A 26,415-nucleotide genomic window follows, 5' to 3' on the forward strand; every position below is an offset into this window, starting at 1 on the left:
AATTAGTAATATATTGTCATTATGAAGAAATTACCTGATTATGAACATACCATTACCACTGCCCTCTCAACATGGGTTGAGATGATGAAAGCATTTAATCGTATACGTTCTCTCGAACTGACCCTTATCGAAGAAAATGGGCTCACTATAGGACAATTTTCCTTATTGGAACTCCTCTATCATCGAGGTGAACAAAGTATCGGAGCGGCAACGGTACTCGCTATGAGTACTCCTGGGAACATGACTGTCGTGGTCAAAAATCTTTCCAAACGTGGGCTAATAATGTCTCATAAAAATCCAAATGACAAACGGAGTTCAATCCTTAAAATAACCGATGAGGGTAAACGCATTATGGAATCGCTTTTTCCGGAGCATTCCCGACGAATTCAAACCTTTATGTCGGGGCTTAGTACTGATGAGCAAAATGAGACACAAAAACTTTTGCGTAAACTCAACAAATCACTACGAGGAGTTCACCATGTCTAAACTAATCCATCTATCCAATGAACGGGGAGTTTCTGAACTAGGCTGGCTACATAGCCGCTTTAGTTTTTCATTTGCCGAATATCATAACCATGATCGAATGGGCTTTGGTGCGCTACGTGTCATCAATGATGATATTATCAAAGCCGGCACTGGTTTTGGGATGCATCCCCATCGTGATATGGAGATTATAACAATCGTCACCAAAGGCGCTCTCGAACATAAAGACTCAGAAGGAAACCATGGTATCATCCACGCAGGAGAGATACAATATATGTCGGCAGGTACGGGTGTATACCATTCGGAGCATGCAACCCAAGAGAGTGATACCGAGTTGTTTCAGATATGGATTTATCCCAATCGCTTCGGCTATAAACCCTGCTATGAACAGCGTGATTTTCGTTTTTTAGTTGATAAAAAGGGGTGGCATACACTGGTATCGGGTGATGGGATTGATCACTCTATCCGCATACGTCAAGATGCTACTATACGGATTGCTCGATTACGTGAAGGAGAGGCACTTACCCTTCCCTCTCTGTGCCCAGGTTGCGGATTTTTACTTCTCGTCATGAGTGGAAAATTGAGTCTCAACGAAATCATTCTAAATCTTCGTGATGAGATACAGATAACCGATAATAGTGAAGATGTCGTGAATGCTATAGAAGATTCTGAGATACTTTTATTTGAAGTACCAAAATACCAATAAGCACCAATGACTCGGCAACACTTTATAAAATTAGTAGCATTAGCCCTAGGAGGTCTCCTCATGCCACTTGACGCAACAATGTATCGACGTCGTGCACCCGCTTTTTTCGTCGGGCACGGTAGCCCGATGATCGGTATTGAAGAGAATGATTTAACCCGTTCATTAAAAGTTCTTGGTAAAAATATCGATGAGCCAAAAGCGATTCTCGTTATTTCTGCCCACTGGATGCCCCCATTTTTCGGTGCTTCAGTCCACCATAGCCCTGCACTTTTGTACGATTTTTTTGGATTCCCAGAGCCTCTCTATCACGTCCAATACCCTGCCCCTAACGCTGAATTTCTCACTCCACAGATGAAAGAAATTTTTCCTAATCTTGTTATTAAAGAGCGCGGTTTAGATCACGGTTCATGGACGATACTCAAGCACCTCTATCCTTATGCCAATATCCCTGTAATGCAGTTAGGTATCCACCGTGATTTGAGTTTACGGGAACATTTTGAAATCGGAAAACGGATTCGTGAACTGCGAGAACATGGCGTTATGATTATCGGAAGCGGAAATATCACTCATAACCTCTCACGTGTTGACTCAAATCCCGACGCTCCACCACACGAATGGGCAATTGCATTCGATACTTTTATCAAAGAATCTATCGAAAAAATGGATATCGACTCACTCATAGGATTTCGCGACATAGCTCCATACGCTGAAATCGCTCACCCTACGTTGGAACATTATATTCCATTACTCTATATCGCCGGTACCATGTACGATGACGATGATAAAAGCAGTTTTCCTTATGAAGGATTTTCACACGGCTCACTCAGCATGAGAAATTGGCTATTAAATAATGCTTTCTAACAATTAAATCAGTCCGACCAACGCTACAAACAGCACCGGTGGCGTAATCACCAACCCTACTTTCATATATTCACCCCATCCGATATTAACCCCTTTTTGCGCCAAAACGTGAAGCCATAGCAGTGTTGCGAGTGAACCGATCGGGGTCATCTTAGGTCCAAGGTTACATCCGATGATGTTGGCATACGCCAATGCGCTGTTCCCCGCTTCACCAATCGCAATGTCCATAATCATAACGGTCGGCATGTTGTTCATCACCGAGCTAAGGATGGCGGAGAGGAAACCCGTTCCGATCACGGCATAGACATTTCCCATCCCTTGCAACAGCACTATAACGTGTGCAAGATAGGTGGTAAGGCCGCCATTTTTCAGCCCGTAAACAACAACATAAAGACCGATACTAAACCACACCACCTGCCACGGTGCCGCTTTGATCGTCATAATCGGTTTTGTCGCTTTAAAGTAGGTTGCGATGGCTAAAAATACGAGCGCACCGCCGAGGGCGAAGACCGAGATAGGGAGATGATACGCATCGCCGATAAAATACCCAACCATGAGCAATCCCAAGAACCACCAGCTGAGGTGGAACATCGTCATGTTTTTGATGGCACTCTCAGGAGTGGCGAGGTTCTCGACATCGATACGCTCCGGGATGTCTTTGCGGAAAAAGAGCCATAATACAACGATCGAGGCGATGATACTCAGGAGATTCGGGAGGAACATCGTCCGTGCGTATTCCCAAAAACCGATTTGAAAATATCCCGCCGTCACGATATTTGTGAGATTCGAGATCACGAGCGGATTAGAAGCACTGTCGCCGATAAATCCCCCCGCCATCAAAAATGCGAACATCGCAATAGGGTTTAGTTTGAGGTACTTCATCTTTGCCAAAATGATCGGAGTGAGGATCAATGCCGCGCCGTCGTTGGCGAAAAAAGCCGAGACAAGCGCACCGAGAATCATCAAATAAACAAACATCAGATTCCCGTTTCCGCCTGATAATCGCGCCATCTTTAGTGCTGCCCACTCGAAAAATCCGATCTCATCGAGTACCATCGAGAGAAGTATGATTCCGATAAAAGCGAGTGTCGCATCCCATACGATAGTAGTCACCATCCACACATCATCCAAGCTCACTACACCGAGTAACACCGCCAGTGCGGCACCGACGACCGCCGTGGTACCTATCTGCAATCCTCGCGGCTGCCAGATAATAAATAGTAAGGTCACTAAAAAGAGCGAAACGGCTAAAATCATACTTTTTCCTTTTTTTGTCATCCTCGGGCTTGACCCGGGGATCCATCCCCATCTTAGAAAAACTGGATTCCCGATCAAGTCGGGAATGACGTAATATAAAATTGTATCACAATATCAATATATCTTGATATATTATTTTTATTTTGTTACACTGTCACAAATCGGAGGTACTTTATGGACGTTTTTTTGGAAACCGTTTCGGCATTGAATGATGAAACCCGTATCAAACTCCTCTCCTTTTTGGATACACACGGCGCTCTGTGCGTTTGTGATCTCCAAGAGAGCTTTGGGATGATCCAATCACGACTTTCGCGCCATTTGAAAATCCTCAAAGACGGTGGATTTTTGCGGGTTGATCGGTGCGGTACGTGGGCATATTACTCTATCCGTAGCCCTCTGGATCGTTTCCGTAGTGAAGCGTTGTCAGAAATCCGCTGTCTAAGTCTTGATTTACCTCCTCTTAAAAAATTATCCCAAAACGAAGGTTGTACCCTATGAAAAATGTCCTTATTCTCTGCACAGGAAACAGCTGCCGATCCATCATGGGTGAAGCCCTAATCAATGCGAAAATGGGAGATTGTGTATTTGCACAAAGCTCAGGGGTGAAAGCCAGCGGAAAAGTAAACCCACATGCGCAAGCCCTTCTCGAAGAGAAAGGATACTGGAAAGATGTGTATCACTCCAAAGTGATCGATACCGTTATCGATACTCCGTTCGATCTTGTCGTAACTGTCTGCGATCATGCTCACGAGACCTGCCCGATGTTTCCAAAAGCGGTCAAAACGATCCATGTGGCATTTGAAGACCCAAGCGGTAAAGAAGTGGAAGAGTACGCTAAAACACTTGCTCTGATAGAAGCAACACTTTTGCCGATCGTCCAATCCGAGTTGTGTGACTGATGATGTGGCAAGAGAGCGTCAACGTCCTCGTATATGAATGGCTTCAACTGCCTCATGGAGAGAAACTCTCCGATGCTCTCAATTTTTTCATCTACGATACGGTTAAAATCCTTTTTCTCCTCACTGTAATCATTTTTGCGGTGACACTTCTGCGCTCATACTTCTCTACCGAAAAAGTACGGAAATATCTGAGTCGTAGACATGAATACACGGGAAATGTCCTCGCCGCGCTGTTCGGGATTATCACTCCGTTTTGCTCGTGTTCCGCGATTCCCCTCTTTTTGGGCTTTTTGCAAGCACGGATACCGCTGGGGGTGACGTTTAGCTATCTGATCTCCGCACCGCTCAACAACGAAATCGCCATTGCGATGCTTCTGTCGATGTTCGGATGGAAAGTGGCGGCATTGTATATCGGATTCGGTCTTCTCGTCGCTATTATCGGCGGAATCATCATCGGACGACTCGGACTGGAGAGCGAGATCCTCATTGAAGTCAAACCGATTGAGGGGGAGATTCGCGCCGAAAATCAGGTGATAGCGTTTAAAACACGTCTCAATGACGCGTGGAATTACACCCTCGATATTCTCCGTAAAATATGGCTCTATGTTTTGATCGGTGTCGGTGCAGGTGCCTTTATCCACGACTATGTCCCGACCGAGTTAATCACCTCTATCGCGGGTGGAGACAATCTATTCGCAGTTCCTCTCGCGACACTGTTAGGAGTTCCGATGTACTCCAATGCCGCAGGGGTAATGCCGCTCATCGAAGTACTCACGTCAAAAGGGATGCTAATGGGGACGGCATTGTCGTTTATGATGGCAATCACCGCCCTCTCCCTCCCTGAAGCGATGATCCTCAAGCGGGTGATGAGTCTCAAGCTCATCGCCATCTTTTTCGGTACCGTGACGCTGGGGATTATGGGCGTCGGGTACTTATTTAATGCAATTTTATAGGAGTTAATATGAAAATCGAAATAACCAATCAAACTAATGGAATCAAGGCATTTCTCGGCGGTTTTAGTACCGAAGAGTTAAGTGCTAAAATAGAGGCGTGTAAAACTGGAGAATGTTCATGTAACTGTGATCCTGCTATGATGCAAAAAATCGAATCAATTGATCTAGAAAGTGTCGATGGTGGGTCAACAATCACTATTACCGGAGACGTGGATGCACAAACCCTCGCGCCGATGATGCAAGAATGCTTATTAGGAGATAAACTATGAAAATCGAAATTTTGGGTACGGGTTGTGCCAAATGCAAAGCCCTCGAAGAGGCGACGAAACAAGCGGTCGCAAAAAGTGGCAAGTTTGCTCAAATCGAAAAAGTCGAAGATATTATGAAAATCATGGAATACAATGTCATGAGCACCCCCGGACTCGTGATTGATGGTAAGGTTGTCAGTACCGGAAAAGTTTTAAGTGTGGATGAGATCGTCAATTTGATCCATCAAAAATAAAAGAGGTGTTAACTAAATCAAAAGTACTTAACTGATTTAGCTCACACATGGCATTGTTGAATATCGCGGTCAAGTAATACCTCAAACGCATCTGCATTCATTGGTTTTGAACACAAAAAACCTTGGAAATATTGACATTGATGCCGTTGTAAAAACTCAAACTGCTCAATCGTCTCAACCCCCTCGGCAATAACGTCAAAATTAAAAATAGAGGCCATAGAGAGGATAGTTTCAACCAATGCCGCATCATCTTTATCGGACATAATATCCCGTACAAAACTGCGATCAATTTTAAGTGTTGTAAACGGAAGTCTCTTTAGATAAGTAAGCGATGAATAACCCGTACCGAAGTCATCCATGGAAAGGCTAATACCCGCTCGGCGCAAACGGTTCATTTTTTCTATAACAGTATCTATATTATCGATTACCATTGATTCGGTAAGCTCTAGTTCAAGCATCGAAGGGACAATCCCCGTTTCAGCGACAATGTGTATTACTCTATCAATGAAATCACTTTGACGAAACTGCATTGCACTTACATTGACTGCAATCCGCTCTATATATGACTTAGTGACATGACTCGTTCTCCATTGGACGAACTGTGTACACGCTTCACGTAATACCCATTCACCTATCCCTACTATTTGCCCGCTTTCTTCAGCAATAGAGATAATCTCATCCGGCATAATCATACCCATTTGCGGATGATTCCATCGTAACAATGCTTCTGCACCGATAATTTTTTTAGTTCCTATCTCAATAACAGGCTGGTAATAAAGTTCTAATTCATTATTTTTAAGAGCACTTCGAAGTGCATTCTCTAAAGAGAGCCGTTTTTTAATCCATTGATCCATCTGCTCTTGATAAAATCGAGTTGTATTACGCCCCTCTTTCTTGGCTTGATACATTGCGGTATCGGCAAATTTTAACAAATCATCGGCACTTTGATCGCCACTGCTAACCAATGTGATACCTATACTTGAGGTAGTAACAATCGGTTCATTCAAACCGATATCAAACGGCATACTTAAAACATCATGTATTTTTTCAGCCACACTCTCTGCATTATTGGCAGCAATATGAGCTTCCATGCCAAGATCACTTAATAAAATAACAAATTCATCACCGCCTAAGCGGGCAACCGTATCCCCCTCACGACAAACTCTACTTAAGCGCAAGGCAGTTTCAATCAATAATGCATCACCGACATGGTGTCCCATCGAGTCATTAATACTTTTAAAATGGTCTAAATCTAAAAATAAAATACCCAATATATTACCATTTCGACGGTAATGGGCTAAAGCTTGCTTGATACGATCTTTTAACAATATTCGATTCGGAATATCGGTTAATGCATCGAAATAAGCTTGATGTTTCATCTGCTCTTCAGCTCGAATCCTCTCACTGATATCAGCAACAATAGCTATACCACCGGTGAGAGCACCATATGTATCATACATGGGTGATGTTTTAAGGGTTATCCATAAATCGAGTTTATTGTACATCGTTTTATAGGGACCCTCGTAATATCCTTTTTCTCCTATTGTAGGCGCTAATAATGCTTCATTAAGTGAGGTATCGGGAAGTTTTGTAAGATCCAATCCAATCATTCGCTCCGAATCAATACGGAGAATATTCATCATTTCGCTGTTAGAATCTACAATGATTAAATTAGTATTATAATAAAAGATACCTGCCGGAGCCTCTTTAAAAATTGTCTCAAAATATTGATCGGTTAAAACTAATGCATTGGTTGTATTTTCATGCAAGATTTTTGTTTTTAATACCTGAACCATATTTTGGTGAAAACGGTGTGCAGTTACAATAAGAATAACCCAAAAAATAATGGTTATGAGGAGCATTGCTTGATAAATTGGATTATCTTGAAGCGAGAGGACGAAAAGCAATGGAATTAAAATTAATAATAAATAAGAATGAAATGCTTCTAATACATACGATAAACTAACAATAGAACCAGCACTCATCCCTGCTAATACAAAAATTAAAAATATTTGATATCCAATATCATCTGTAAGAATAAGTATCGCGGCAGCACTTCCCCACACAATAGCAGAGATTCCGGCACCAATCACAAACCATTTTTTACATTGAGGTGTGGTACGAGTGGTTGTGTTAGAGAATATTCGATACGTTGAATATCGACCTAAAACAACCAATATTTGAAGAGTAATCCATCCTATAATAATCTGATGGATAATCACATTCCATTCTACAATGGCTAAAATAACTGTATTGACAATAACTGCCAACAAAGCTATGGGTGTTTGACGATACGCTGCTATCAGCAATTCATCTTGGATTTTTAATTCGATTATCTCTTGTTCATCACGCTCTAAGTGAGTAATATCAAAATTATCACGAAAAAATCTTTTATTTTTAAATTTCATAAATTATTCCAAAATGTTTTCAAGCTCGTAAATGGTACAATATTTTACACAATTTCTTAGCATTAATGGCGGTTTTACATTTGGTTAAATACATTTTCTTTTTATTAATGAATATAAATGTCATAAATGCCGCTCTGTTGCAATCCAATTATTTTTTTGATTCCCCTACAATCATGTCGCATGCACTCGATCCAAAATGTCCAAAAAACTTTGAACTTTTACGTATTCCTGAGGGAGAGAGTGTTTTTCGTGTTAACGCACAAGTTATTTTAAAAAGTTTTGAGTTGGAGGGATGTGAAATCGAAAATAACACTATTCATACTGTCACCTTTACAAAACAGAGTTCCACCGACTTAAAAGAATTGGAAAAACAGGTAGAGAGATTTTTTAAAGCACAATATCCTACTATTCAAATTGAATCAATCCATATTTTTCCACATGGTTATATCGATTCTTTAAACAAAACGGCAAAAGCAATCTTTGAACCCAATGCGTCTATGAAAAGCAAAGGGGTCTTTTATGTTCAAGATAGTCATGGACTTCGACGCTATTTTGATTTTTCGATTGAAGCGACACTTTCAATACTTCATACAAGTAAAAAAGTCTCCCGTAAAGAGATACTCTCTCTGAATAACGTATTGATAAAAACAATCCCCTTCAAATCCTTTCAAGGAAAACCGATAATTTCTTTGAATAACGAATCTCAGCGATTCCGTGCATCCCTTAAAGAAAATACACCTATCCTTGATCGTAATATCGAACCCCTTCCCCTAGTATTTAAAGATTCAAAAGTCAGTGTTGTAGTCAGAAATGAGACCGTCGAAGTAGAGTTTATCGCCACTGCAACACAAGAGGGGGCTCTGTATGATATTATTACGATTGAAAAAAGCGACGGTAAACGTGGACGTGCAAAAATAATCGGGGAAAATCAGGTGGAATTGCAATGAAAATCATAGTGGGAATCAGCGGTGCGAGCGGTGCGGCACTTGGAATCAAATTTTTACACGCCCTCCCCTCTGAGCATAAAAAGCACCTTATTATTTCCGAACATGCCCAAATCGTTTTGGAAAAAGAAGAAAATACTGTTTTGCATCAAAATAACGAAATTTGGGCATCCGTGGCATCTGGTTCATACGGTGCCGATGCAATGATTATCACCCCATGCAGTATGAATACCCTCGCTAAAATTGCGTGTGGAATCGCTGATAACCTCATCACACGTGCTGCTAGTGTTATGATAAAAGAGCAGCGTAAACTTATCCTTATACCGCGTGAAATCCCATTTTCACCTATTGCGCTAGAGAATATGCTCAAACTCTCACGTCTAGGGGTTATTATCGCTCCTCCCGCATTGGCGTATTATGGTGAGCAAACAACACTTGAAGAGATGGAAAACTTTATGATGGGAAAATGGATGGATTTAATGGGGATCGAAAACACTCTCTATAAACGTTGGGATGATAAATGAAAAAAATAGCCCTTTATCCGGGAACCTTTGATCCAATTACAAACGGACACTTTGATATTATCGAACGAGGAGTTAAGCTTTTCGATGAAGTAATCATTGCTGTTGCTGATTCACGCGAAAAAAAACCGATGTTTTCACTAGAAGAGCGTATAGAGATGACTAAACTTGCTGTCCAAGATTTGGAACGGGTTCGGGTCGTCGGCTTTGATAATTTGACCGTTGAATTAGCGAACTCTTTAGGAGCTACCGTTCTTATACGTGGGCTTCGAGCAGTAAGCGATTTTGAGTTTGAGCTTCAGTTAGGTTACCTTAATCACTCACTCGATCCCGAGATCGAAACGGTCTATCTTATGCCACGTCTTAAGCATGCTTTTATCAGCTCCTCTATCGTCCGTAATCTTCTAAAATTCAACGGTAAAACAGTCCATTTGCTTCCACCGTCAGTTCAAAGCGTTATAGGGGGGATGAACTCATGTACGTTGCAATAGAGGGGATCGATACTGCCGGAAAAAGTACCCAAATAGAAGCTCTTAAATCCCTGTTTCCTGATGCACTTATCACCAAAGAACCGGGGGGAACAGCTACGGGTGTAGAAATCCGAAACATGGTTTTATTTGGAAATCTCAAAAGCAAAATGGCTGAGATTTTGCTCTTTTTAGCTGACCGTGCCGAGCATACCGAATCAGTTATCGTCCCTAATCTGAATAAACTCATTATCAGTGACCGCTCTGCCGTATCGGGTATGGCGTATGCGAGTGTCCAAAACCTCTGCGATGAGTCTACCCTCGTGATGCTTAACCGCCTCGCTACCAACGGAACTTTACCCGATACAGTATTTATTTTAAAACTTACCTCCGAAGAACTAACCTATCGTTTGAGTCAAAAAGAGCACGATGTGATCGAATCACGAGGAGTCGATTATCTCCTCTCTATCCAAGAAGCCCTTATCGCATCTGCCTATGCACTTGGAATTACAACCCATGTAATCGATGCGACACAATCTATTGATACAATTACACATGAAATTACCACCCTTATCAAAGGAGCCTTATGATCCAATCTTTGCGCGGAATGAACGACATCTTATCCGATAATTATGAACGTTTTGAATACTTTATCAACACTGCTACGACTATCACTAAACGGTACGGTTTTCACTACATCGAAACCCCCCTTCTCGAAGAGACAGCACTTTTTAAACGCTCTGTCGGGGAGTCCAGCGATATCGTCGGTAAAGAGATGTACCAGTTCACCGACAAAGGGGGAAATGACGTTTGTTTACGCCCCGAGGGTACAGCAGGGGTTGTACGGGCATTTGTCCAAAACAAACTCGATAAAAAAGGGGGAATCCACCGCTTTTTTTACCACGGCTCGATGTTCCGCTATGAACGCCCCCAAAAAGGTCGGTTACGCCAATTTCACCAGTTTGGTGTAGAGAGTTTCGGGGTTGCCTCGGTCTATGAAGATGCATTGATGATCATGATGGTTTCCGATATTCTCAAAGCACTGGGGATTGGATACCGCCTCAAACTCAATTCCCTCGGAGATCAACACTGTATGCCCGCCTACCGTGAAAAACTCGTCCGTTTTATCGAAAGTTGCGGTGATGCTATTTGCGGTGATTGCGAACGTCGTAAACTCACCAACCCTATCCGAGTACTTGATTGTAAAAACGAAGCGTGTCAAAGCCTCTATGCCAACGCCCCAAAACTGATTGATAACCTCTGTGGTGAATGTGAAAGCGATTTCAATACTTTAAAAACGATCTTAGATCAGCACGCCATCAGCTACGAAGTGGATACCCATTTGGTTCGGGGATTGGATTACTATTCCAAAACCGCTTTTGAGTTTGTCAGCGATAACATCGGCTCTCAAAGTGCCATAGCAGGAGGGGGACGCTATGATCGACTCATCGAATTTTTGGATGGAAAACCAACCCCTGCGGTAGGATTTGCGCTGGGAATCGAGCGGTTAATGGAGCTTATCGTGATACCTGAACCTATCCGTGAGGGGTATTATTTGGGGGCTATGGAAGAGGAATCGTTACCGATGGTTCTCAAAGCAGCCGAAGTCTTGCGTAAACGTGATAAAGCAGTGGTTGAATATAAACCTCGAAAGCTTCAAGATCACCTCAAAGGTGCGGATAAAATCAATGCTCGTTATTGTGTCGTGGTGGGTGAAAATGAACGTCTTAACAATACACTTTGGGTGAAAGATTTGGATGAAAAAACCGAATCACTGATTCCATTTGATGATTTTTACAAAGGATAAAGTATGCAAAATTATGGAATCGATATCTGGGGTGAAAACAATTTTATGATTGATCAGGGGATGGTCAAAGTGAACTATAAAAGCTCCCCTTCTCTCATCGAAATTACCCAAAAAATCCGTAAAACCAACCTTCGCGGTCCATTGATTTTGCGTTTCCCCCATCTCATCGGCAAACAAATCGATCTGCTCTATTCGAACTTTCAACGGGCAATTTTTGAAAACGACTACACCGGAAAATTTCGCGCCGTATTCCCACTAAAAGTAAACCAATTCCCCGAAGCAGTCGATGCCATCGTCGAACACGGTGAAAAATACGGTTATGGTTTGGAAGCGGGTTCAAAAGCCGAACTCGCTTTAGCAATGGCAAAAACCCCCATCGGCTCACCCATCACCGTCAACGGCTTTAAAGACGAAGAGATGGTCACATTGGGCTTTATGGCAGCACAAATGGGGCATGACATCACCATCACCATCGAAGGTATCGGTGAGCTAGAGTGGATTATCGACGTTGCCCAACAATGTAACCTCAAAGTCCCCAACATCGGTATCCGTGTCCGCCTCCAATCTGAAGGAAGTGGTATTTGGGCAAAAAGTAGCGGGTTAAGTGCCAAATTCGGTCTCACCTCCACCGAACTTATCGAAGCGATTATCATGCTCCAAGAGAACAATATGGTGGAATATTTTACAATGATTCATTTCCACGTCGGAAGCCAAATGCAAGATATCTCGACCCTTAAACGGGTATTGCGTGAATCGGGAAATATCTATGCCGAACTCAAAAAAATGGGGGCAACCAACCTCGGTGCTATTAACATCGGTGGAGGTTTAGCGGTTGAATACTCTCAACACACCTCGAATCGTCTACGAAACTATACCTTAGAAGAGTTCTCCAACAGTGTCGTCTTTTTGCTTCGTGAAATTATGAACGCCAAAGGGGTCGATCATCCCGATATTTACACCGAATCGGGTCGTTTTATCGTTGCAGCACACTCGGTTCTAATCACTCCGGTATTAGAGCTATTCTCTCACGATTATCAAGAAAAATCACTCAAACTCAAAGAGAGCAATCCTCCCCTTATCGAAGAGTTACGTGAGCTCAATAGCCTCCTATCCCCTCGAACCTGTATTGAGTACATGCACGATGCGCTCGATCACATGGAATCACTCTTAACTCTCTTTAATCTCGGTCATATCGATTTACAAGACCGCTCAAACGCAGAGATTTTGGTGCATCAAATCATCAAAAAATCACTCTACCTCTCCCAAGACAACCTTGTTCCTGAGATAGAGCGATTGCAAGTCAAACTCCAAGAGCGTTATCTTATTAACAGCTCTATTTTCCAAAGTATCCCCGATTATTGGGGGCTACAACAACAATTCCCTATCATGCCGCTGGATCGTTTAAATATCCCCGCTATTCGCGCCGCTTCGCTATGGGATATCACCTGTGATAGTGACGGAGAGATACGATTCAAACCTGAAACACCGTTGTATCTGCACGATATCGATTTGGATGAAGAGGAATATTTTCTTGCTTTCTTCAATGTCGGAGCCTACCAAGAAACCTTGGGGATGAACCATAATCTCTTTACTCACCCCAACGAATGTACCATTATCATCCATGATAACGGTTATGAGATTGAAAACTTCACCGAATCAGATAATGTGTTAAATATTTTAGAAGATATCGGTTACGATAGCTCTAAACTTCTTACTAACCTTAAAAATAAACTGGCACTGAGTGATTTTATGACAGAAGAAGAAAAAACAGATACACTTCAAAAACTCGAAATGTATCTGTATCAAAACGGATATCTACGAACAACACGATAAGGATTTTTTTTGGGACTTTTATCTGAAATCGCTGAAGATTTTTCCAACGTTTATAAAAATGACCCCGCGATCAGCTCGCGTTTAGAGCTCCTTTTCAACTATCCGGGAGTTTGGGCAATTTTTTGGTACCGTATCGCTCACAGGCTTTATATCAACAACTTTAGAACCCTCGCCCGTTTTATCATGGGTATGAGCCAAATATTTACCCATATCGATATCCATCCGGGTGCCACCATAGGTAGACGCGTCTTTATCGATCATGGAACCGGTGTGGTAATCGGTCAAACGGCCGTTATCGAAGATGACGTTCTTATTTATCAAGGTGTTACACTCGGTGGAGTGAGCTTAAGTGCCGGCAAACGGCATCCTACAATCAAGCGCGGCGTCGTTATCGGTGCAGGGGCAAAAATTCTTGGAAATATCACTATCGGAGAGAACTCAAAAGTTGGGGCAAATTCGGTAGTTGTCCGAAATGTTCCTGAAAACTCTACCGCCATCGGTATCCCCGCCCACGTTATCCAAAAAGGGCGTGATAAAGATCCTCTCGGTCACAACAAATTACCCGATATTAACAAAGAGATGTTTGAATATCTCCTCAAACGGGTCGCTATTTTGGAACATATTATGGTTCAAGACAATACGGATATCTTAGAGCAAGATTTACAACTGGAAAATATCTACGAATCGTTTATTAAAGCTATGAAAAATTAATCATTTTTTTGTTATCATTTATTTATATAATAACAGCCGTAGTGAGATATGAACCACTTTCTTTTTAAAACACTTCTTTCATTTGCCTTACTTCACCCTTTTATGGTTGAAGCGACCTCATTAAAACCAGCTGAACTCCGTTTAGGTCTTACTAATGAAGCCTTTAACTCTACCCTCTCAGCTCTTTCGTCGGACACATCAGATACTACTCAATTATGGTATTGGCTTGATTTAGCACGCTTACAACAAGCAAACGGAGATTATAAAGGATCAATCAAATCTTTTGAAAATGGATTTGCAATTTTAGATGAATATGAGAATCGCGCTAAAGCCAGCATACGCAATATAGGCTCTTTTTTAGGATCCACTTTATTTTCAAAAGGGGCTGAAAGCTATTATGGCAAAGGATACGAGCGGACCCTTATGCATACCATAAATGCCTTAAACTATACGATGCTAGGAGATTTTGAAGGTGCTGCAGTAGAAATGCGTCGAATGGATCAGCGACAAGAGTTTTGGCTACAAGAGAATTCAGAACGATTAAAAGAAGCAACTAAAGATATCCAAAAAGCTCAACAACAAGGGAATAATACGACCGCCATACCCAATGGATATTCGATGGGGACATTACTCGAAAATCCAGAAGTTCGTTCACTAGCCAACAGCTACCAAGACCCATTCTCTTACACTTTGAGCAAAATTATTTTTGATCTATCCAGTCAAAGCGAAACGGGAGAGATCAGTCTCAAACGGGCACTTGCACTCAATCCGGACGTTGCAAAAGTTTTTGTTACCCCTACAATTTCTCATAATAATAAAAATCTAAAAAAAGAACCTCTCTCTTCTAAAAAAATAGAGGTAACACTGATCGTGTTATCCGGTCTCGCCCCCTCATTAACACTCGAAAAAATCCATTTTCCCCTTTTCAACGGAGCCAATTATTCAAGCATTGATCTCTCTTCGTACACACCTCCGCTGAATGATATCTCTTTCTTAACTATCTCCACACCAACACTTCGTATTCAGCCACCTAGACTGCTCAAAGCAGACATAATGGCATACAAAACCCTCAAAGATGAATTACCGGGTGAACTTTCAAAAGCGGTTGTCCGAGCAACATCAAAAGCTATAGCAGCTCAACAAGCTTCTAATCAGTTTGGTCCTTTAGGAGGATTTGTTGCATCTTTAGCCATGGATATCGGTTCTTCTGTCTCAGATACAAAATTTAGAAACTGGAATACCCTTCCAAACTCAGGATATCTATCAAAATTCACTGCAAACAGCGAAGATATTATCAACATTACACTAAACCAGGCTCAAGAGTCTTTAATGCTTCCATCAGATAAAATTGGTATCATCATATTAGTTTCCTATCTAGCACCAAATAATATAAGGATTTCACATGTTGACTACTAAAGAGCTTATTATAACGTTAAGCGCTAGCACACTACTACTGGGTATATTGAGCGGCTGTTCCACTAATAATGTCAAATACGGTGATGCTAAAGCTGTAGAAACTGTTACCGCTGACTTTGGCTCCACCGATTTACAAACAACTGCTGAATCACTAACCCAATCGTTGTTAGAATCTCGTTATATCACCAAAGGACAAAATCAACCAAAAGTTCGATTGCGTACGGTTAATAATCTCACCTACGAGCATATTGATACCAAAGCAATCACTGATAAAATACGTATTAAGCTTCTAAAATCAGGACAAGTACGCTTCTTAGCAGATAAGTCAAATCTTGGTGACGTTAAAGATGAACGTGATTTTACTGAAGCCGCTACAGCAAATAGAGTAAATCAACCTATGGAAGATGCTGAGTATATTATCACGGGAAATGTTCGCTCTATCAAAAAAGCAAATGATGATATTAAAGACGTTTACTACAATGTGTCTATGGAGCTTGTAAACCCTCAAAACGGGGAAATTTTATGGGCAGATGAAAAAGAGATACGCAAAGTAACATCAAAACCATCCTTAGGATGGTAATGATACTCAATTCCCCTCGCTGGGATTTATCACCTCAATAACATCCAAACCGAATCCACTTAATCCAGAAAATTCTGCATTTTTAGAATCCGCCAATAATCGCATATGACGAACACCTAATGTCTTTAAGATTTGTGCACCGATTCCGTACTCTTTCATATTACCTTGTTGGTGATGAGGCTTGTCGATAAAGAGCAATACACCGCTGTTATGCTTGAGATAATCGATAGAATCGATCAATTGAGTATATTTGCTTTGATTAATTAAAAGTTCACAATCAGAGATTACATTATGTACTCGAACATTGGCAGTCTCACCTGCTTTATAAAAGACGATAGCGGTATGTTTATCGCCTTGATGATCTTCAAAACAATATTTTTTGACATTGACACCAAAAAATTCAATTTCATCTTCGGACACTGCTTTGACTAAAATCTCATTAGCAAGACGATATTCAACAATATCTGAAATATAAACGGTTTTGAGGTTATGCATTTGACCGAAAATATCCAAATCATCACGACGAGCCATCGTCCCGTCTTCTTTCATGATTTCACAAATAACCGCAGATTCTGCTAAACCTGAGAGACGACACAAATCGACAGATCCTTCCGTATGACCGATACGAACCAACGTCCCACCCTCTTTTGCTATAAGAGGAAAAATATGTCCAGGCATAACCAGTTCACTTGAATGACTTACAGGGTTAGCCAAAATCTTAATCGTCATATCTCGCTCTGCTGTTGAGATACCTGTTGTAGCTTCTGTAGCATCTACAGAGACCGTAAATGCCGTCTCATGCATCGATGAGTTTGTTTTGACCATTGGTTCGAGATTTAAACGTTTCGCAATGCTAGGGTTGATTGCTACACATATAAGCCCTTTTGCATGAGTAGCCATAAAATTTACATGATCGGGAGTCGAAAAAACTGATGCATAAACAAGGTCACCCTCATTCTCACGATCCTCATCATCGACCATAATAACCATACGCCCTTTTCTAAACTCTTCGATAGCTTCTTTAACACGTTCTATTGCTGACATATTGATCTCTTTATTCTTTATTAAAATATTAGTATGAATTATAATCAAAAAGGGCTAAAAATCTATCATTTTATTTTGCAATCTGATTTGAATATTTTTTTAAAAAATGTCTTGACAAAGAATAAAAAAATGTCTATAATTTCGGCCTCACAACGTAAATGTTGGGGTATAGGCAAATGGTATGCCAACAGTTTTTGGTACTGTAGATTGAAGGTTCGAGTCCTTCTACCCCATCCACTCTTTTAATCCATTTATACCATCCATCAAAAATATCATAAAATCACAATTACGTTTAGTTTCTAAACACTCTTATGGTCAACTTTAACAATTGATGATTAATATACTTGACATTACTTAAATTTTTGACTATAATTGCGCTCTACAAACGATCTAGTGTTTGTTTCTTATTGTTGCACTTCTTTACCGCGGAATAGAGCAGTCCGGTAGCTCGTCGGGCTCATAACCCGAAGGTCGTAGGTTCAAATCCTGCTTCCGCAACCAATCTAAAAATCCCTAAACAAAATCATAACAAATTATCACTCCCATTCAAATAGTAAGTGTAACACACAGTTATTTCGTAATTGTATCCGCCCTTTTGGTCTATCAAGTTTATTATGTGTTAAATACGAAAATAGGGACGGCTCACCATCGATGAAAATTCCCATGGTATGGCTACGATGATAAGAATAAATGCTATCGTATACCAAATAGCAATAGTTCGAAATTTTAATCTATCTATCTTTTGACGTTTTGCAATCATAGAGCCAAGAGTGATAACAAAAATAGCCAATAGCATGGTGACACTGTGTTCAAGTCCGAAGAAACGAATCTCACGGATATGTACAGTTTCACTAAAATGACTCAAAAAATATGAGATTATCGGGCTAATACCATATAGGAGAAGCCCAAATAGAAGCTGGATATGGGCAATCGTCGCAACACTGTGTCGTAGAGAATTATCAAAATTTGTAAAAGATTTCTCTCTAAACCATCCTGTATATGCACGATAAAGTGAATAGAGTAAACTCACTACAACAATCCAACGAAGCCATGAGTGTACTAATAAAATGATTGTATAGCTCATTACTCTGATGACACCTTTCGTATTTTAAACCACGCCGCATATAACGCCGGAACAAATACCAACGTCAAAGCGGTAGCAACGATAAGCCCCCCCATGATCGCAATCGCCATCGGTCCCCAAAATACACTACTCGTTAATGGAATCATAGCCAAAATTGCGGCGCCGGCAGTGAGTACCACAGGACGTGCACGACGTACAGTGGCTTCGATAATCGCATTCCATGCATCTACTCCTTGTTCAATATCCTGCTCGATTTGATCAACCAAAATCAGTGAGTTGCGCATAATCATCCCCCCTAATGCGATAACACCGAGCAATGCTACAAATCCAAACGGGGCATTAAAGATAAGCAGTGCCGGAACAACACCGATAAGTCCCAATGGAGCGGTCATAAATACCATGAACATCAGAGAAAATCGTTGTAACTGCACCATCAATATCAACAGCATTACGGCAAACATAGCCGGAAAAACAGCAAAAAGTGCAATATTCGATTTATCACTCTCCTCTATCGCCCCTCCTGCTTCGATGCGATAACCGGTGGGAAGATTATCGATAATCGGTTGCAACGATGGCATTATTTTGGTGGTGGCGTACGGTCCTTGTATCCCCTCTGCCAAATCACTGCGAACGCTAAGCGTCATATCCCGATCTCGTCTCCATAATACCGGCTCCTCAAATGTAGGTTCAATCTTCGCCACGTGTGAGAGTGGGATTATAGCTCCCGTGTGTGAGAAGAGCTGAATATCTCCGAGCCGTTCAAGCGATAAACGCTCATCAGAAGTAGCACGTACCACCACATCGACAAGTTCTTCGTTGCGCCGAATCTGCGTTATTGCCACCCCGTTTGATGCGGTTTGAACAATATTTTGAATATCCACCGTACTTAAACCCAATAAACGTGCTTTGTCTTGGTCAACATGGACTCTAAACGACCTTACCTGCTCATTCCAATCGAGCTGAGTATCTCGAACCAACGGGCTTTTACGGACAACATCTCTCACTTGATAGGCGATTTGACGTACAGTTTCTTTATCCGCTCCCATGATTCTAAACTGCACCGGAAACCCTACGGGAGGACCGAACTCCAGCCTCAGAACACGTGCTCTGCAATCGGGAAACGCTTTGTTTGTATCAAACAGCTCCATTAGACGGCTACGAACGCGCTCTCGTGCTTCGAGTGTGGGGGTTGTGAGTACGAACTGCGCATACGATGGACTGGGAAGTTCAGGAGAAATCGATAGGTAAAATCGAGGAGTCCCCTCCCCCGTATACGCGGTAAAGCCATCAATATCACGGTCGGATTTGAGAATCTGTTCCAGTCTTTTTACCTGCTGTTGTGTCGATTCAAAAGAGGCTCCTTCGTGCAATCTCAACTCTATCAACAACTCTGTGCGTGACGCTGTTGGGAAAAACTGCTGTTGTACCAATAACATACCCGCACCTGAGAGTACAAAAAGAGCCAATGTCGCACCCAAAACCCTCCAACGTCGCACGACGCTCCATTCGATAATACGACGCAATCTCGTATAGATAGGACGATGGTAAAGATCATGAGGGTGTGACGAGGTTTCGTAGGAGGGTAACAGTTTCGTCCCCAAATAAGGGGTAAAAATCACCGCAACAAACCATGAAGCGATCAATGCCGTACCAACCACCCAAAAGATACCGCCAGCATATTCACCCGAAATAGATTGTGCAAAACCAACCGGCATAAAACCCGCCACCGTTACCAATGTCCCTGTTAGCATAGGAAACGCCGTAGATTTATAAGCAAATGTAGCGGCACTTAAGCGATCCCACCCCTCTTCGAGTTTGACTACCATCATCTCAACGGCGATAATCGCATCATCAACTAACAGTCCCAACGCGATGATGAGTGCTCCCAACGATATTCGATCCAAACTCCATCCCAAAATATACATCACGGTAGCGACTATCCCCAATACCAACGGTACCGAAACGGCAACGACGATTCCACTCCGCCAACCCAAAAAGAGAAACGACACCGCCAATACGATGACCAATGCCTCCAAAAATGAGCGTTCAAACTCCCACACCGATTCCTCTACGATTTTCGGCTGATCGGAGTATTTCTCGATGCGTATCCCCAGAGGCAATTGTTTTTGGATATGCTTCATCCGCTCATCGAGTGCACTACCCAACTCTAAAATATTACCGTTGTGTTTCATCGTCACACCGATGGCTAAGACCGCCTCTGCGTTGTGACGGATAGTAAAGTGTTGCGGATCTTCATATCCTGTGCGTATCGTAGCGATATCAGATAGTTTCAACACTCTCCCGCCAACCTCGATACGGACATTTCCAACATCATTTGCATTATGGAGTTCACCATCCACACGAACGTATACACGGTCATTAGGAGTCTCGATAGCACCGGAGGGAATCACCATATTTTGACGTGCCAATGCCTCGAAGATAACATTAGGGGAAATACCCAGTGCGCCAAGGCGACGTGTCGAAACTTCGACATAGACACGTTCGCTTTGTTTACCGAGGATATTGACTTTATTGACCCCTTTTACACTTTGTAATTGACGTTTTATCATCTCCGCCGTATCATGACGCTCTGCCGTCGTCAACTCTGGGGCGCTAAGGGCATATAATACGCTGTAAACATCGGTGAATTCGTCGTTATACAACGGTCCTTGCACTCCGCTTGGCAACTCGTGACGTATATCGGAAATCTTTTTTCGCGCCTGATACCACGATTCATCCAAATCTTTTTTACTGGTGCCACCCTTCATCCATAAAGTAATGGCACCATATCCCTGACGCGAAAAAGAGCGAACATTATCGATATGTTCGAGTTCCTGCATCTTGCGCTCAATACGGTTGATTACTTGATCTTGAACCTCTTGGGCAGTTGCACCGGGCCACATCACGACCATCGTCATTGCAGGTACGTTGAAATTCGGGTCTTCCGAACGTCCGAGTTTGGTAAACGACACGACACCGACGATTAGTACGCTAATGATTAAGAAAAGCACCAACTGAGTATGCGTTACCGCCCATTTGGAGAGGTTGAAATTTTTCACACTCGACCCCTCTTCTCATCCATAGTCTCAACACTACGCTCAATCGGAGTGACGTTCATCGACCCATCTATCTTTTGCGCCCCGACCGTCACGATACGCATCTTTTCAGATAATCCGCTCACCCGAACCGTCGTTGCTCCATAGCTTAGAATCGTGACTTTTACAAACTCCACCCCTTTTCCATTGGGTTTGACCACCCATACCCCCGCTTCACCTGCTGTTTTAACGATGGCACTCAGTGGCAAAGTGATTCCCGCTTCGCTAGGGCGTGATAGTCGCAGTTGCAATGTTGAGCCCAGAGGAAATCGGCTCAATCCCTCTTGCTGTGCTACATAACGTGCACGATAAGTACGACTTGGCAATACGGCTATCGGTGAGAGTTCACGCAAACGAAGCGGCACCGAGTTTTTCTTCTCATCCCACGGTTGAGCCTCGGCTTTAAACTCAGGGACATGCGTCATAATCTCTTCGGGTAAATCCACCACCACTTCACGTTCACCCTCTTTGGCTATGGATAGGAGGGGTTGTCCTTCTGCTACTACTTGTCCGATTTCCATAGTGATAGCTGTAATAACGCCATCATACGGTGCCCTAAGAATCGTATAGCTGTCCTTATTTTTTGCCAGTTCCAACGCGCTTCGTGCTTGCTCCATACCCGCTGTTGCAGCATCGGCACGGCTCTTTTGACGCTCATAATCTGCTAGACCCATCGAACCATCCGTAGAGAGACGTTGAAATCTTTGTGCGTCCGATAGGGATTGTTTGGCATTCACACTCGCCGATTTAAACTGCTCCTCGGCGGCACTGAGGGCTAATTGATAATCACCGTTATCCAGCATTGCCAAAGGCTGACCTTTTGTGACGCAATCTCCGACATTGACAAGACGTTTGAGAATTTTTCCCCCTGCACGAAAAGCTATATCGGTTTCGACCCGCGCACGAATCGACCCACTCAGCCATCTCTCTTCCACCCCTTCGCTCTTGGCGATTGTCGTCACATAGACCGCTGTAGAATCAGGAGTTTTCACTGTTTCATCCTTGCATCCTGTTATCAGTATCACAGAGACTAAGAGGACGATAGGCTGTAAATATTTTTTTAGTGATGAGTTCATGGCTGTACCTTTGGTTGTTCTTTTGATGAGAGCTGAGATGCATTCCATCCACCGCCCAATGCTTTATAGAGCTGCACATCGGCTAAAAGACGTTGCGTCTCATGCTCTGTTACCTCTATGGCACTAAGTGAGACCAAACGCTCAACATCGAGGAGGGAGAGTTTATCGATTTGACCTTCGCGGTATAACGATTGTATATGTCGAAGTGATTGTTGATGATTTGAAGCGACCGCTCTAAGCAATGCACCCCGCTTCATCTCGTTTGAGCGTAGACTTAGCGTATCTTCCACCTCTTTCACCGCGACAAAAACAGACTTTTGCCAAGAGAGTAACGCTTCGTGTTCACGCGCACTTTGGACATCAATGCTTGCTTGAATCCGTCCCGCGTTAAAAATCGGCATAGCAAACGCCATGGCAACATTCGAAAACGCCACCGTTGCCAAATCTATTCCGTTAATTCGAAAATCCTCAAACCCGAACAGTGCATTCACAAAGAGCTTCGGCCACGTTTGAGATTCCGCCTCTTTGGAACGCAATGACTCTGCACGATACTGTGCTTCCGCCGCCATCAAATCAGGACGACGACGAAGCAAATCGATAGGTTGAGCTGTACCGATACTCGGAGATTTGGACCAAACATATTCAGGATTATCATCTACCACTGAAGCAGAGGGGTTTGCACCTAGTAAAAGGGAAATATGGGTTTGCGATACGTCAACCAACGTTTGCAATGACGGTATCTGTCCATCCAATGCATTGGCTTGCGCTTCAGCCATATTGAGGTCATATCGGCTCGATTGCCCCTCCTTGAGGCGTCGAGAAATCAGATTAACGTATTCATGTCGCGTTTGCGCCAACTCTTTGAGAATAGCCAGACGTTGTTGTGCACCACGCAAGATAAAGTACTGACGTGCTATTTCACTCGCAATGAGTAGCCGTACCCCCTCTGCACCAACTTCTGCCCTGATAGCATCCGATTGTGCGGCATTAACACTAGCACGCACCCCTCCGCTTATATCTAGCTCCCACGCCAAACCAATACCCGCACTATACGCTCTCACATCCGGCATCCCCTGCTTATACGGTGAGGGGAGTCCGCTATGGGTTGTTGAAGCCGATGTTTGTAAATCTACTGTCGGCAAAAGACGCGAGGCATGTGTATCCGCTCCTGCACGTGCAGCCTTTATACGGCTCATTGCAATCCCTACATCATGGTTGGAGATGAGAGCTTTTTCGATGAGAGTGCTCAATATAGGATCGTTAAACTTCCCCCACCACTCTCTATCCTCTGTGAGAGAACTATCGGCATGGTGAAAAGTTGCTGAGAGGTTGGAATCGAGTTTAGGAGGAGAAGCTTCAGGCGTCGCGCACCCAGATAGTAAAAGTATCGAAGCGATAGAGAGCCAAAACGTGTGATGCCGTAAAAATATTTTTTGCATAAAATTCCCCTAACAAACATGGGGAAATTCTACTCTCACCTTAGAGGATTGTCATTCGCATTTGTTCATCTTTTTCAACCGACTCAGATGTTGCGGTGTGATTCCCAAATACGAAGCGATATGATATTGCGGTACTTTATCGAGCAGATACGGGGTTGTTTCTAAAAACTGCGCAAATCGTGATTCTGCATTCATCACTAACTGAGAGAAAAACTTTTGATGCACCAACGAATACGCCAAATCACTCGATCGTCTCATAAACTCCGACCATTTGAGATGATGAGTACATAAATAATCTTTCTCCTCTTTTTTCATGATATGAAAGGAACAATCGGTGATGGCTTCAAAATGAAGCTTTGAGGGGGTTTGACATAAATAGCTATCATAATCGAACACAACCAGATTGGTCAAATGGGAATTTTCATCGTTAAAATAGATATACCATGTCGTATCTTTCCCCTTTTCATCGATGTAATACCCCCGCGCAATACCCGATTCTAGAAAATAGATACTGTCGTGAATATGCTCTGCGTGGTGAATGGTCTCCCCTTTTTGAAAATGCTTTTGACGAAACATTTGCGTAAGCGATTGCAGTTCATCACCATCTAATACGATATTTTTGTTTAAAAATTCCAGCAATTTGCTCACTATTTATCTCTCTTATTTCAGATTATACATGACGCTATTCTACTGTTTTATCCTCAACACACGATTCGTCATCTCACTAGTTCTTTGCTCTATATTCATCGGTGAGGATTCCCCCAAATCCCCAGTTTTCTAACTCGATTTCTTCTATGACAATATGTGTATGTTCAGGCTTCTTGCCCAGTACTCGTACAAGAGTATCAGTAATTTCCGCAACTATCTGAGCCTTTTGCTCTCTCGTTGTTCCATCTTTAGTTATTTTTACATTCACAAACGGCATAAACTTTCCTTGAAGAAAATATGTACTATTGTACAAAAATTATTTCATCGCCATCATCAAAAAACCGGTAAATCCTGCATTATCTGCACCGATTAGTGGAGAAACCTGCGATTTCATCTCTTTTAATATCTGTGTATAACGCGCATAAAATTCATAGGTCGGTTTGGGTTTATATTCCAAACCGCTTATCTCGAAGAACTTGATAATATCTTTGGTGGTGGTCGGTTTGATAAAAAACTCCTTATCCCGTGCGTAATAATAGGGGATGAGCGTCACGATAGACCATTTCGCGAGTTTATAGATACTGAGAATATCGACGAGGATTCTAAACCCTTTCTCATGATCGGCGTGCAGAAGTTCATACAATCCGATGGCAAACATATCTTGCTGTTCCATACTCATCGCTTTTAACATATCACGGACTTTTGGTTTTTCAAAAAGCGAGATAAGAGAGGATTTGGAGACGATTTTGGCAAAGCTCTCACCTATCTCTTCGGTACGTGAAAATTTCTCAGGTGCAAACATCTCCTGTACACTTTCACTTATTTTTGCCGTATTGTGACGTTTAATGATGGGTAGCAGTGCTTCATCCTCGAACCCTTTGGGGTAAAAGGTGAGAAAACTTGCCTCGGCTTCTTTGAGCTTTTGCAGATTCATCGCTAATCCTTTTTAACACGCCATCTTATATTGGATCATCGATATCACCGCCCCTTGCGGATCTTGGATGATAGCAAAATCACCGACTTTCGGTATCGGTGTTATCTCAACGATAACGTTCGCCCCAAGCTCTTTAGCCTTCTCTAACGTGGCTTTAATGTCTGTAACGGTTATGTAATTACCCCAATGCGGCGGTATTTTTTCATCATCACAATGTTTTATATCCATGATACCTGCTATCTCTTGATTATTCAATGATACCACTTGATAGTCAAAATCGACATTGTCAGCTCTTTTAAACTCCCAACCGAAAACCTCACCGTAAAACTTTTTCGCCCCTTCGATATCGCCCGTTAAAAGCTCAAACCAACTAAATGCACCGTGCGTTGTAAATGGATTCATGTTATATTCCTTGTATTATATGTCGTATTATTTTACTCAAAAAAGTGCAATATATATCACTACACTCTCGTCTTATATTCTACCGTTTTATCCTCAACATATACCCTCCATGCTTTTCCCCTCGTTCCCAATGTCCTCATTGGGAATGCAGACTAACATAATCCACTCCCAAATTATTTTAAGAAAAACGGTGTAAAATGTTTAAAAATATGTTGATATGTAAAATTTTCTTGGATGTTTCTAATTTCAGAATATTTTAAATGTCCGATTATCTAGTGAATTTTTGGGAAAATAGTATATTTTGGGTATGAATAAATAGTTAGCCCCAAAGTGGGTTCGTGTTTT

28 protein-coding genes and 2 tRNA genes are annotated in these 26,415 nt (G+C 42.3%); 19 read left to right on the forward strand and 11 right to left on the reverse strand.

From position 1 onward, the window contains the following. Window positions 1-21 precede the first annotated feature (21 nt). The 3 genes from PHC76_RS12170 to PHC76_RS12180 are packed head-to-tail and all read left to right on the forward strand — an operon-like array spanning window position 22 to window position 2,050. Window positions 22-486 carry a MarR family transcriptional regulator gene (locus PHC76_RS12170; protein ID WP_299972797.1) on the forward strand — a complete coding sequence of 155 codons (465 nt, stop codon included), beginning with the start codon at window positions 22-24 and terminating at the stop codon, window positions 484-486. Then, window positions 479-1,189 carry a pirin family protein gene (locus tag PHC76_RS12175; protein ID WP_299972795.1) on the forward strand — a complete coding sequence of 237 codons (711 nt, stop codon included), beginning with the start codon at window positions 479-481 and terminating at the stop codon, window positions 1,187-1,189. Before PHC76_RS12170 ends, PHC76_RS12175 begins: the two co-directional genes overlap by 8 nt. A gap of 60 nt (window positions 1,190-1,249) precedes the next feature. Further along, the gene (locus tag PHC76_RS12180) at window positions 1,250-2,050 is read left to right on the forward strand and encodes a class III extradiol ring-cleavage dioxygenase (protein ID WP_299972793.1); all 801 of its coding nucleotides are present in this window, start codon (window positions 1,250-1,252) and stop codon (window positions 2,048-2,050) included. A 3-nt stretch (window positions 2,051-2,053) separates the two neighbouring features. Here PHC76_RS12180 and PHC76_RS12185 read toward each other — a convergent pair whose 3' ends face one another. Further along, window positions 2,054-3,307 carry an arsenic transporter gene (locus tag PHC76_RS12185; protein ID WP_299972791.1) on the reverse strand — a complete coding sequence of 418 codons (1,254 nt, stop codon included), beginning with the start codon at window positions 3,305-3,307 and terminating at the stop codon, window positions 2,054-2,056. A 174-nt stretch (window positions 3,308-3,481) separates the two neighbouring features. Here PHC76_RS12185 and PHC76_RS12190 point away from each other — a divergent pair, with 174 nt between their 5' ends. The 5 genes from PHC76_RS12190 to PHC76_RS12210 are packed head-to-tail and all read left to right on the forward strand — an operon-like array spanning window position 3,482 to window position 5,661. Continuing rightward, the gene (locus tag PHC76_RS12190) at window positions 3,482-3,805 is read left to right on the forward strand and encodes a metalloregulator ArsR/SmtB family transcription factor (protein WP_299972789.1); all 324 of its coding nucleotides are present in this window, start codon (window positions 3,482-3,484) and stop codon (window positions 3,803-3,805) included. Beyond that, on the forward strand, window positions 3,802-4,206 hold the full coding sequence (locus PHC76_RS12195) for an arsenate reductase ArsC (RefSeq protein WP_299972787.1): 405 nt from the start codon (window positions 3,802-3,804) through the stop codon (window positions 4,204-4,206). The genes PHC76_RS12190 and PHC76_RS12195 overlap by 4 nt, the downstream gene beginning before the upstream one ends. A gap of 2 nt (window positions 4,207-4,208) precedes the next feature. Further along, entirely contained in the window at window positions 4,209-5,159 is a 951-nt protein-coding gene (locus PHC76_RS12200) for a permease (protein WP_299972823.1), read from the forward strand. A gap of 8 nt (window positions 5,160-5,167) precedes the next feature. Beyond that, window positions 5,168-5,428 (forward strand): hypothetical protein, encoded by a 261-nt coding sequence (locus PHC76_RS12205; protein WP_299972785.1) that lies wholly within the window; start codon window positions 5,168-5,170, stop codon window positions 5,426-5,428. Further along, window positions 5,425-5,661, forward strand: a complete 237-nt coding sequence (locus PHC76_RS12210; protein ID WP_299972783.1) for a thioredoxin family protein — start codon at window positions 5,425-5,427, stop codon at window positions 5,659-5,661. Before PHC76_RS12205 ends, PHC76_RS12210 begins: the two co-directional genes overlap by 4 nt. Window positions 5,662-5,702: 41 nt before the next feature. Here the strand turns inward: PHC76_RS12210 and PHC76_RS12215 are convergent, their stop codons facing one another. Continuing rightward, entirely contained in the window at window positions 5,703-8,069 is a 2,367-nt protein-coding gene (locus PHC76_RS12215; RefSeq protein WP_299972782.1) for an EAL domain-containing protein, read from the reverse strand. 107 nt (window positions 8,070-8,176) lie between these two features. Between PHC76_RS12215 and flgA the strand changes: the two genes are divergently transcribed. From flgA to lpoB, 9 genes are read left to right on the forward strand one after another with little or no spacing between them, the layout of a single operon-like run. Further along, the gene (flgA, locus tag PHC76_RS12220) at window positions 8,177-9,016 is read left to right on the forward strand and encodes a flagellar basal body P-ring formation chaperone FlgA (RefSeq protein ID WP_299972780.1); all 840 of its coding nucleotides are present in this window, start codon (window positions 8,177-8,179) and stop codon (window positions 9,014-9,016) included. Beyond that, the gene (locus PHC76_RS12225; RefSeq protein WP_299972778.1) at window positions 9,013-9,537 is read left to right on the forward strand and encodes a UbiX family flavin prenyltransferase; all 525 of its coding nucleotides are present in this window, start codon (window positions 9,013-9,015) and stop codon (window positions 9,535-9,537) included. Before flgA ends, PHC76_RS12225 begins: the two co-directional genes overlap by 4 nt. Next, window positions 9,534-10,025: a pantetheine-phosphate adenylyltransferase gene (gene coaD, locus PHC76_RS12230; RefSeq protein ID WP_299972776.1), complete on the forward strand. Its 492-nt coding sequence runs from the start codon at window positions 9,534-9,536 to the stop codon at window positions 10,023-10,025. Before PHC76_RS12225 ends, coaD begins: the two co-directional genes overlap by 4 nt. Continuing rightward, window positions 10,010-10,591, forward strand: a complete 582-nt coding sequence (gene tmk, locus PHC76_RS12235; protein WP_299972774.1) for a dTMP kinase — start codon at window positions 10,010-10,012, stop codon at window positions 10,589-10,591. The genes coaD and tmk overlap by 16 nt, the downstream gene beginning before the upstream one ends. Continuing rightward, window positions 10,588-11,808: a histidine--tRNA ligase gene (gene hisS / locus PHC76_RS12240; protein ID WP_299972772.1), complete on the forward strand. Its 1,221-nt coding sequence runs from the start codon at window positions 10,588-10,590 to the stop codon at window positions 11,806-11,808. Before tmk ends, hisS begins: the two co-directional genes overlap by 4 nt. Window positions 11,809-11,811: 3 nt before the next feature. After that, entirely contained in the window at window positions 11,812-13,641 is a 1,830-nt protein-coding gene (gene speA / locus PHC76_RS12245; protein ID WP_299972770.1) for a biosynthetic arginine decarboxylase, read from the forward strand. 9 nt (window positions 13,642-13,650) lie between these two features. Then, window positions 13,651-14,352: a serine O-acetyltransferase gene (cysE, locus tag PHC76_RS12250; RefSeq protein WP_299972768.1), complete on the forward strand. Its 702-nt coding sequence runs from the start codon at window positions 13,651-13,653 to the stop codon at window positions 14,350-14,352. Window positions 14,353-14,400: 48 nt separating this feature from the next. Beyond that, window positions 14,401-15,768: a hypothetical protein gene (locus PHC76_RS12255; protein WP_299972766.1), complete on the forward strand. Its 1,368-nt coding sequence runs from the start codon at window positions 14,401-14,403 to the stop codon at window positions 15,766-15,768. Next, window positions 15,755-16,348: a penicillin-binding protein activator LpoB gene (gene lpoB, locus PHC76_RS12260; protein WP_299972764.1), complete on the forward strand. Its 594-nt coding sequence runs from the start codon at window positions 15,755-15,757 to the stop codon at window positions 16,346-16,348. Before PHC76_RS12255 ends, lpoB begins: the two co-directional genes overlap by 14 nt. A gap of 6 nt (window positions 16,349-16,354) precedes the next feature. On the opposite strand, the gene PHC76_RS12265 is transcribed toward lpoB, so the two are convergent. Then, window positions 16,355-17,392, reverse strand: a complete 1,038-nt coding sequence (locus tag PHC76_RS12265; protein WP_299972762.1) for a bifunctional 3,4-dihydroxy-2-butanone 4-phosphate synthase/GTP cyclohydrolase II — start codon at window positions 17,390-17,392, stop codon at window positions 16,355-16,357. Window positions 17,393-17,554: 162 nt separating this feature from the next. On the opposite strand from PHC76_RS12265, the gene PHC76_RS12270 reads away from it, so the two are divergent. After that, window positions 17,555-17,629: transfer RNA gene (locus PHC76_RS12270), tRNA-Gln, on the forward strand. 187 nt (window positions 17,630-17,816) lie between these two features. Then, window positions 17,817-17,893 (forward strand) — tRNA-Met (locus tag PHC76_RS12275). Window positions 17,894-18,011: 118 nt separating this feature from the next. On the opposite strand, the gene PHC76_RS12280 is transcribed toward PHC76_RS12275, so the two are convergent. The 8 genes from PHC76_RS12280 to PHC76_RS12315 form a co-directional block, all read right to left on the reverse strand. Beyond that, window positions 18,012-18,476, reverse strand: a complete 465-nt coding sequence (locus PHC76_RS12280) for a hypothetical protein (RefSeq protein WP_299972760.1) — start codon at window positions 18,474-18,476, stop codon at window positions 18,012-18,014. Beyond that, on the reverse strand, window positions 18,476-21,535 hold the full coding sequence (locus PHC76_RS12285) for an efflux RND transporter permease subunit (RefSeq protein WP_299972759.1): 3,060 nt from the start codon (window positions 21,533-21,535) through the stop codon (window positions 18,476-18,478). The genes PHC76_RS12280 and PHC76_RS12285 overlap by 1 nt, the downstream gene beginning before the upstream one ends. Next, complete coding sequence (locus PHC76_RS12290) at window positions 21,532-22,647, reverse strand: efflux RND transporter periplasmic adaptor subunit (RefSeq protein WP_299972757.1); 1,116 nt, start codon at window positions 22,645-22,647, stop codon at window positions 21,532-21,534. The genes PHC76_RS12285 and PHC76_RS12290 overlap by 4 nt, the downstream gene beginning before the upstream one ends. Next, window positions 22,644-24,086, reverse strand: a complete 1,443-nt coding sequence (locus PHC76_RS12295; RefSeq protein ID WP_299972756.1) for an efflux transporter outer membrane subunit — start codon at window positions 24,084-24,086, stop codon at window positions 22,644-22,646. The genes PHC76_RS12290 and PHC76_RS12295 overlap by 4 nt, the downstream gene beginning before the upstream one ends. Window positions 24,087-24,137: 51 nt before the next feature. Further along, window positions 24,138-24,725: a Crp/Fnr family transcriptional regulator gene (locus tag PHC76_RS12300; protein WP_299972755.1), complete on the reverse strand. Its 588-nt coding sequence runs from the start codon at window positions 24,723-24,725 to the stop codon at window positions 24,138-24,140. Between the two features lie 85 nt (window positions 24,726-24,810). After that, entirely contained in the window at window positions 24,811-25,047 is a 237-nt protein-coding gene (locus tag PHC76_RS12305) for a 4-oxalocrotonate tautomerase family protein (protein ID WP_299972753.1), read from the reverse strand. A 3-nt stretch (window positions 25,048-25,050) separates the two neighbouring features. Then, window positions 25,051-25,668, reverse strand: a complete 618-nt coding sequence (locus tag PHC76_RS12310) for a hypothetical protein (protein ID WP_299972751.1) — start codon at window positions 25,666-25,668, stop codon at window positions 25,051-25,053. 12 nt (window positions 25,669-25,680) lie between these two features. Beyond that, the gene (locus tag PHC76_RS12315) at window positions 25,681-26,070 is read right to left on the reverse strand and encodes a VOC family protein (protein WP_299972749.1); all 390 of its coding nucleotides are present in this window, start codon (window positions 26,068-26,070) and stop codon (window positions 25,681-25,683) included. Between the last annotated feature and the right edge of the window lie 345 nt (window positions 26,071-26,415).

Source organism: Sulfuricurvum sp., from assembly GCF_028710345.1.
GTDB lineage: Bacteria > Campylobacterota > Campylobacteria > Campylobacterales > Sulfurimonadaceae > Sulfuricurvum.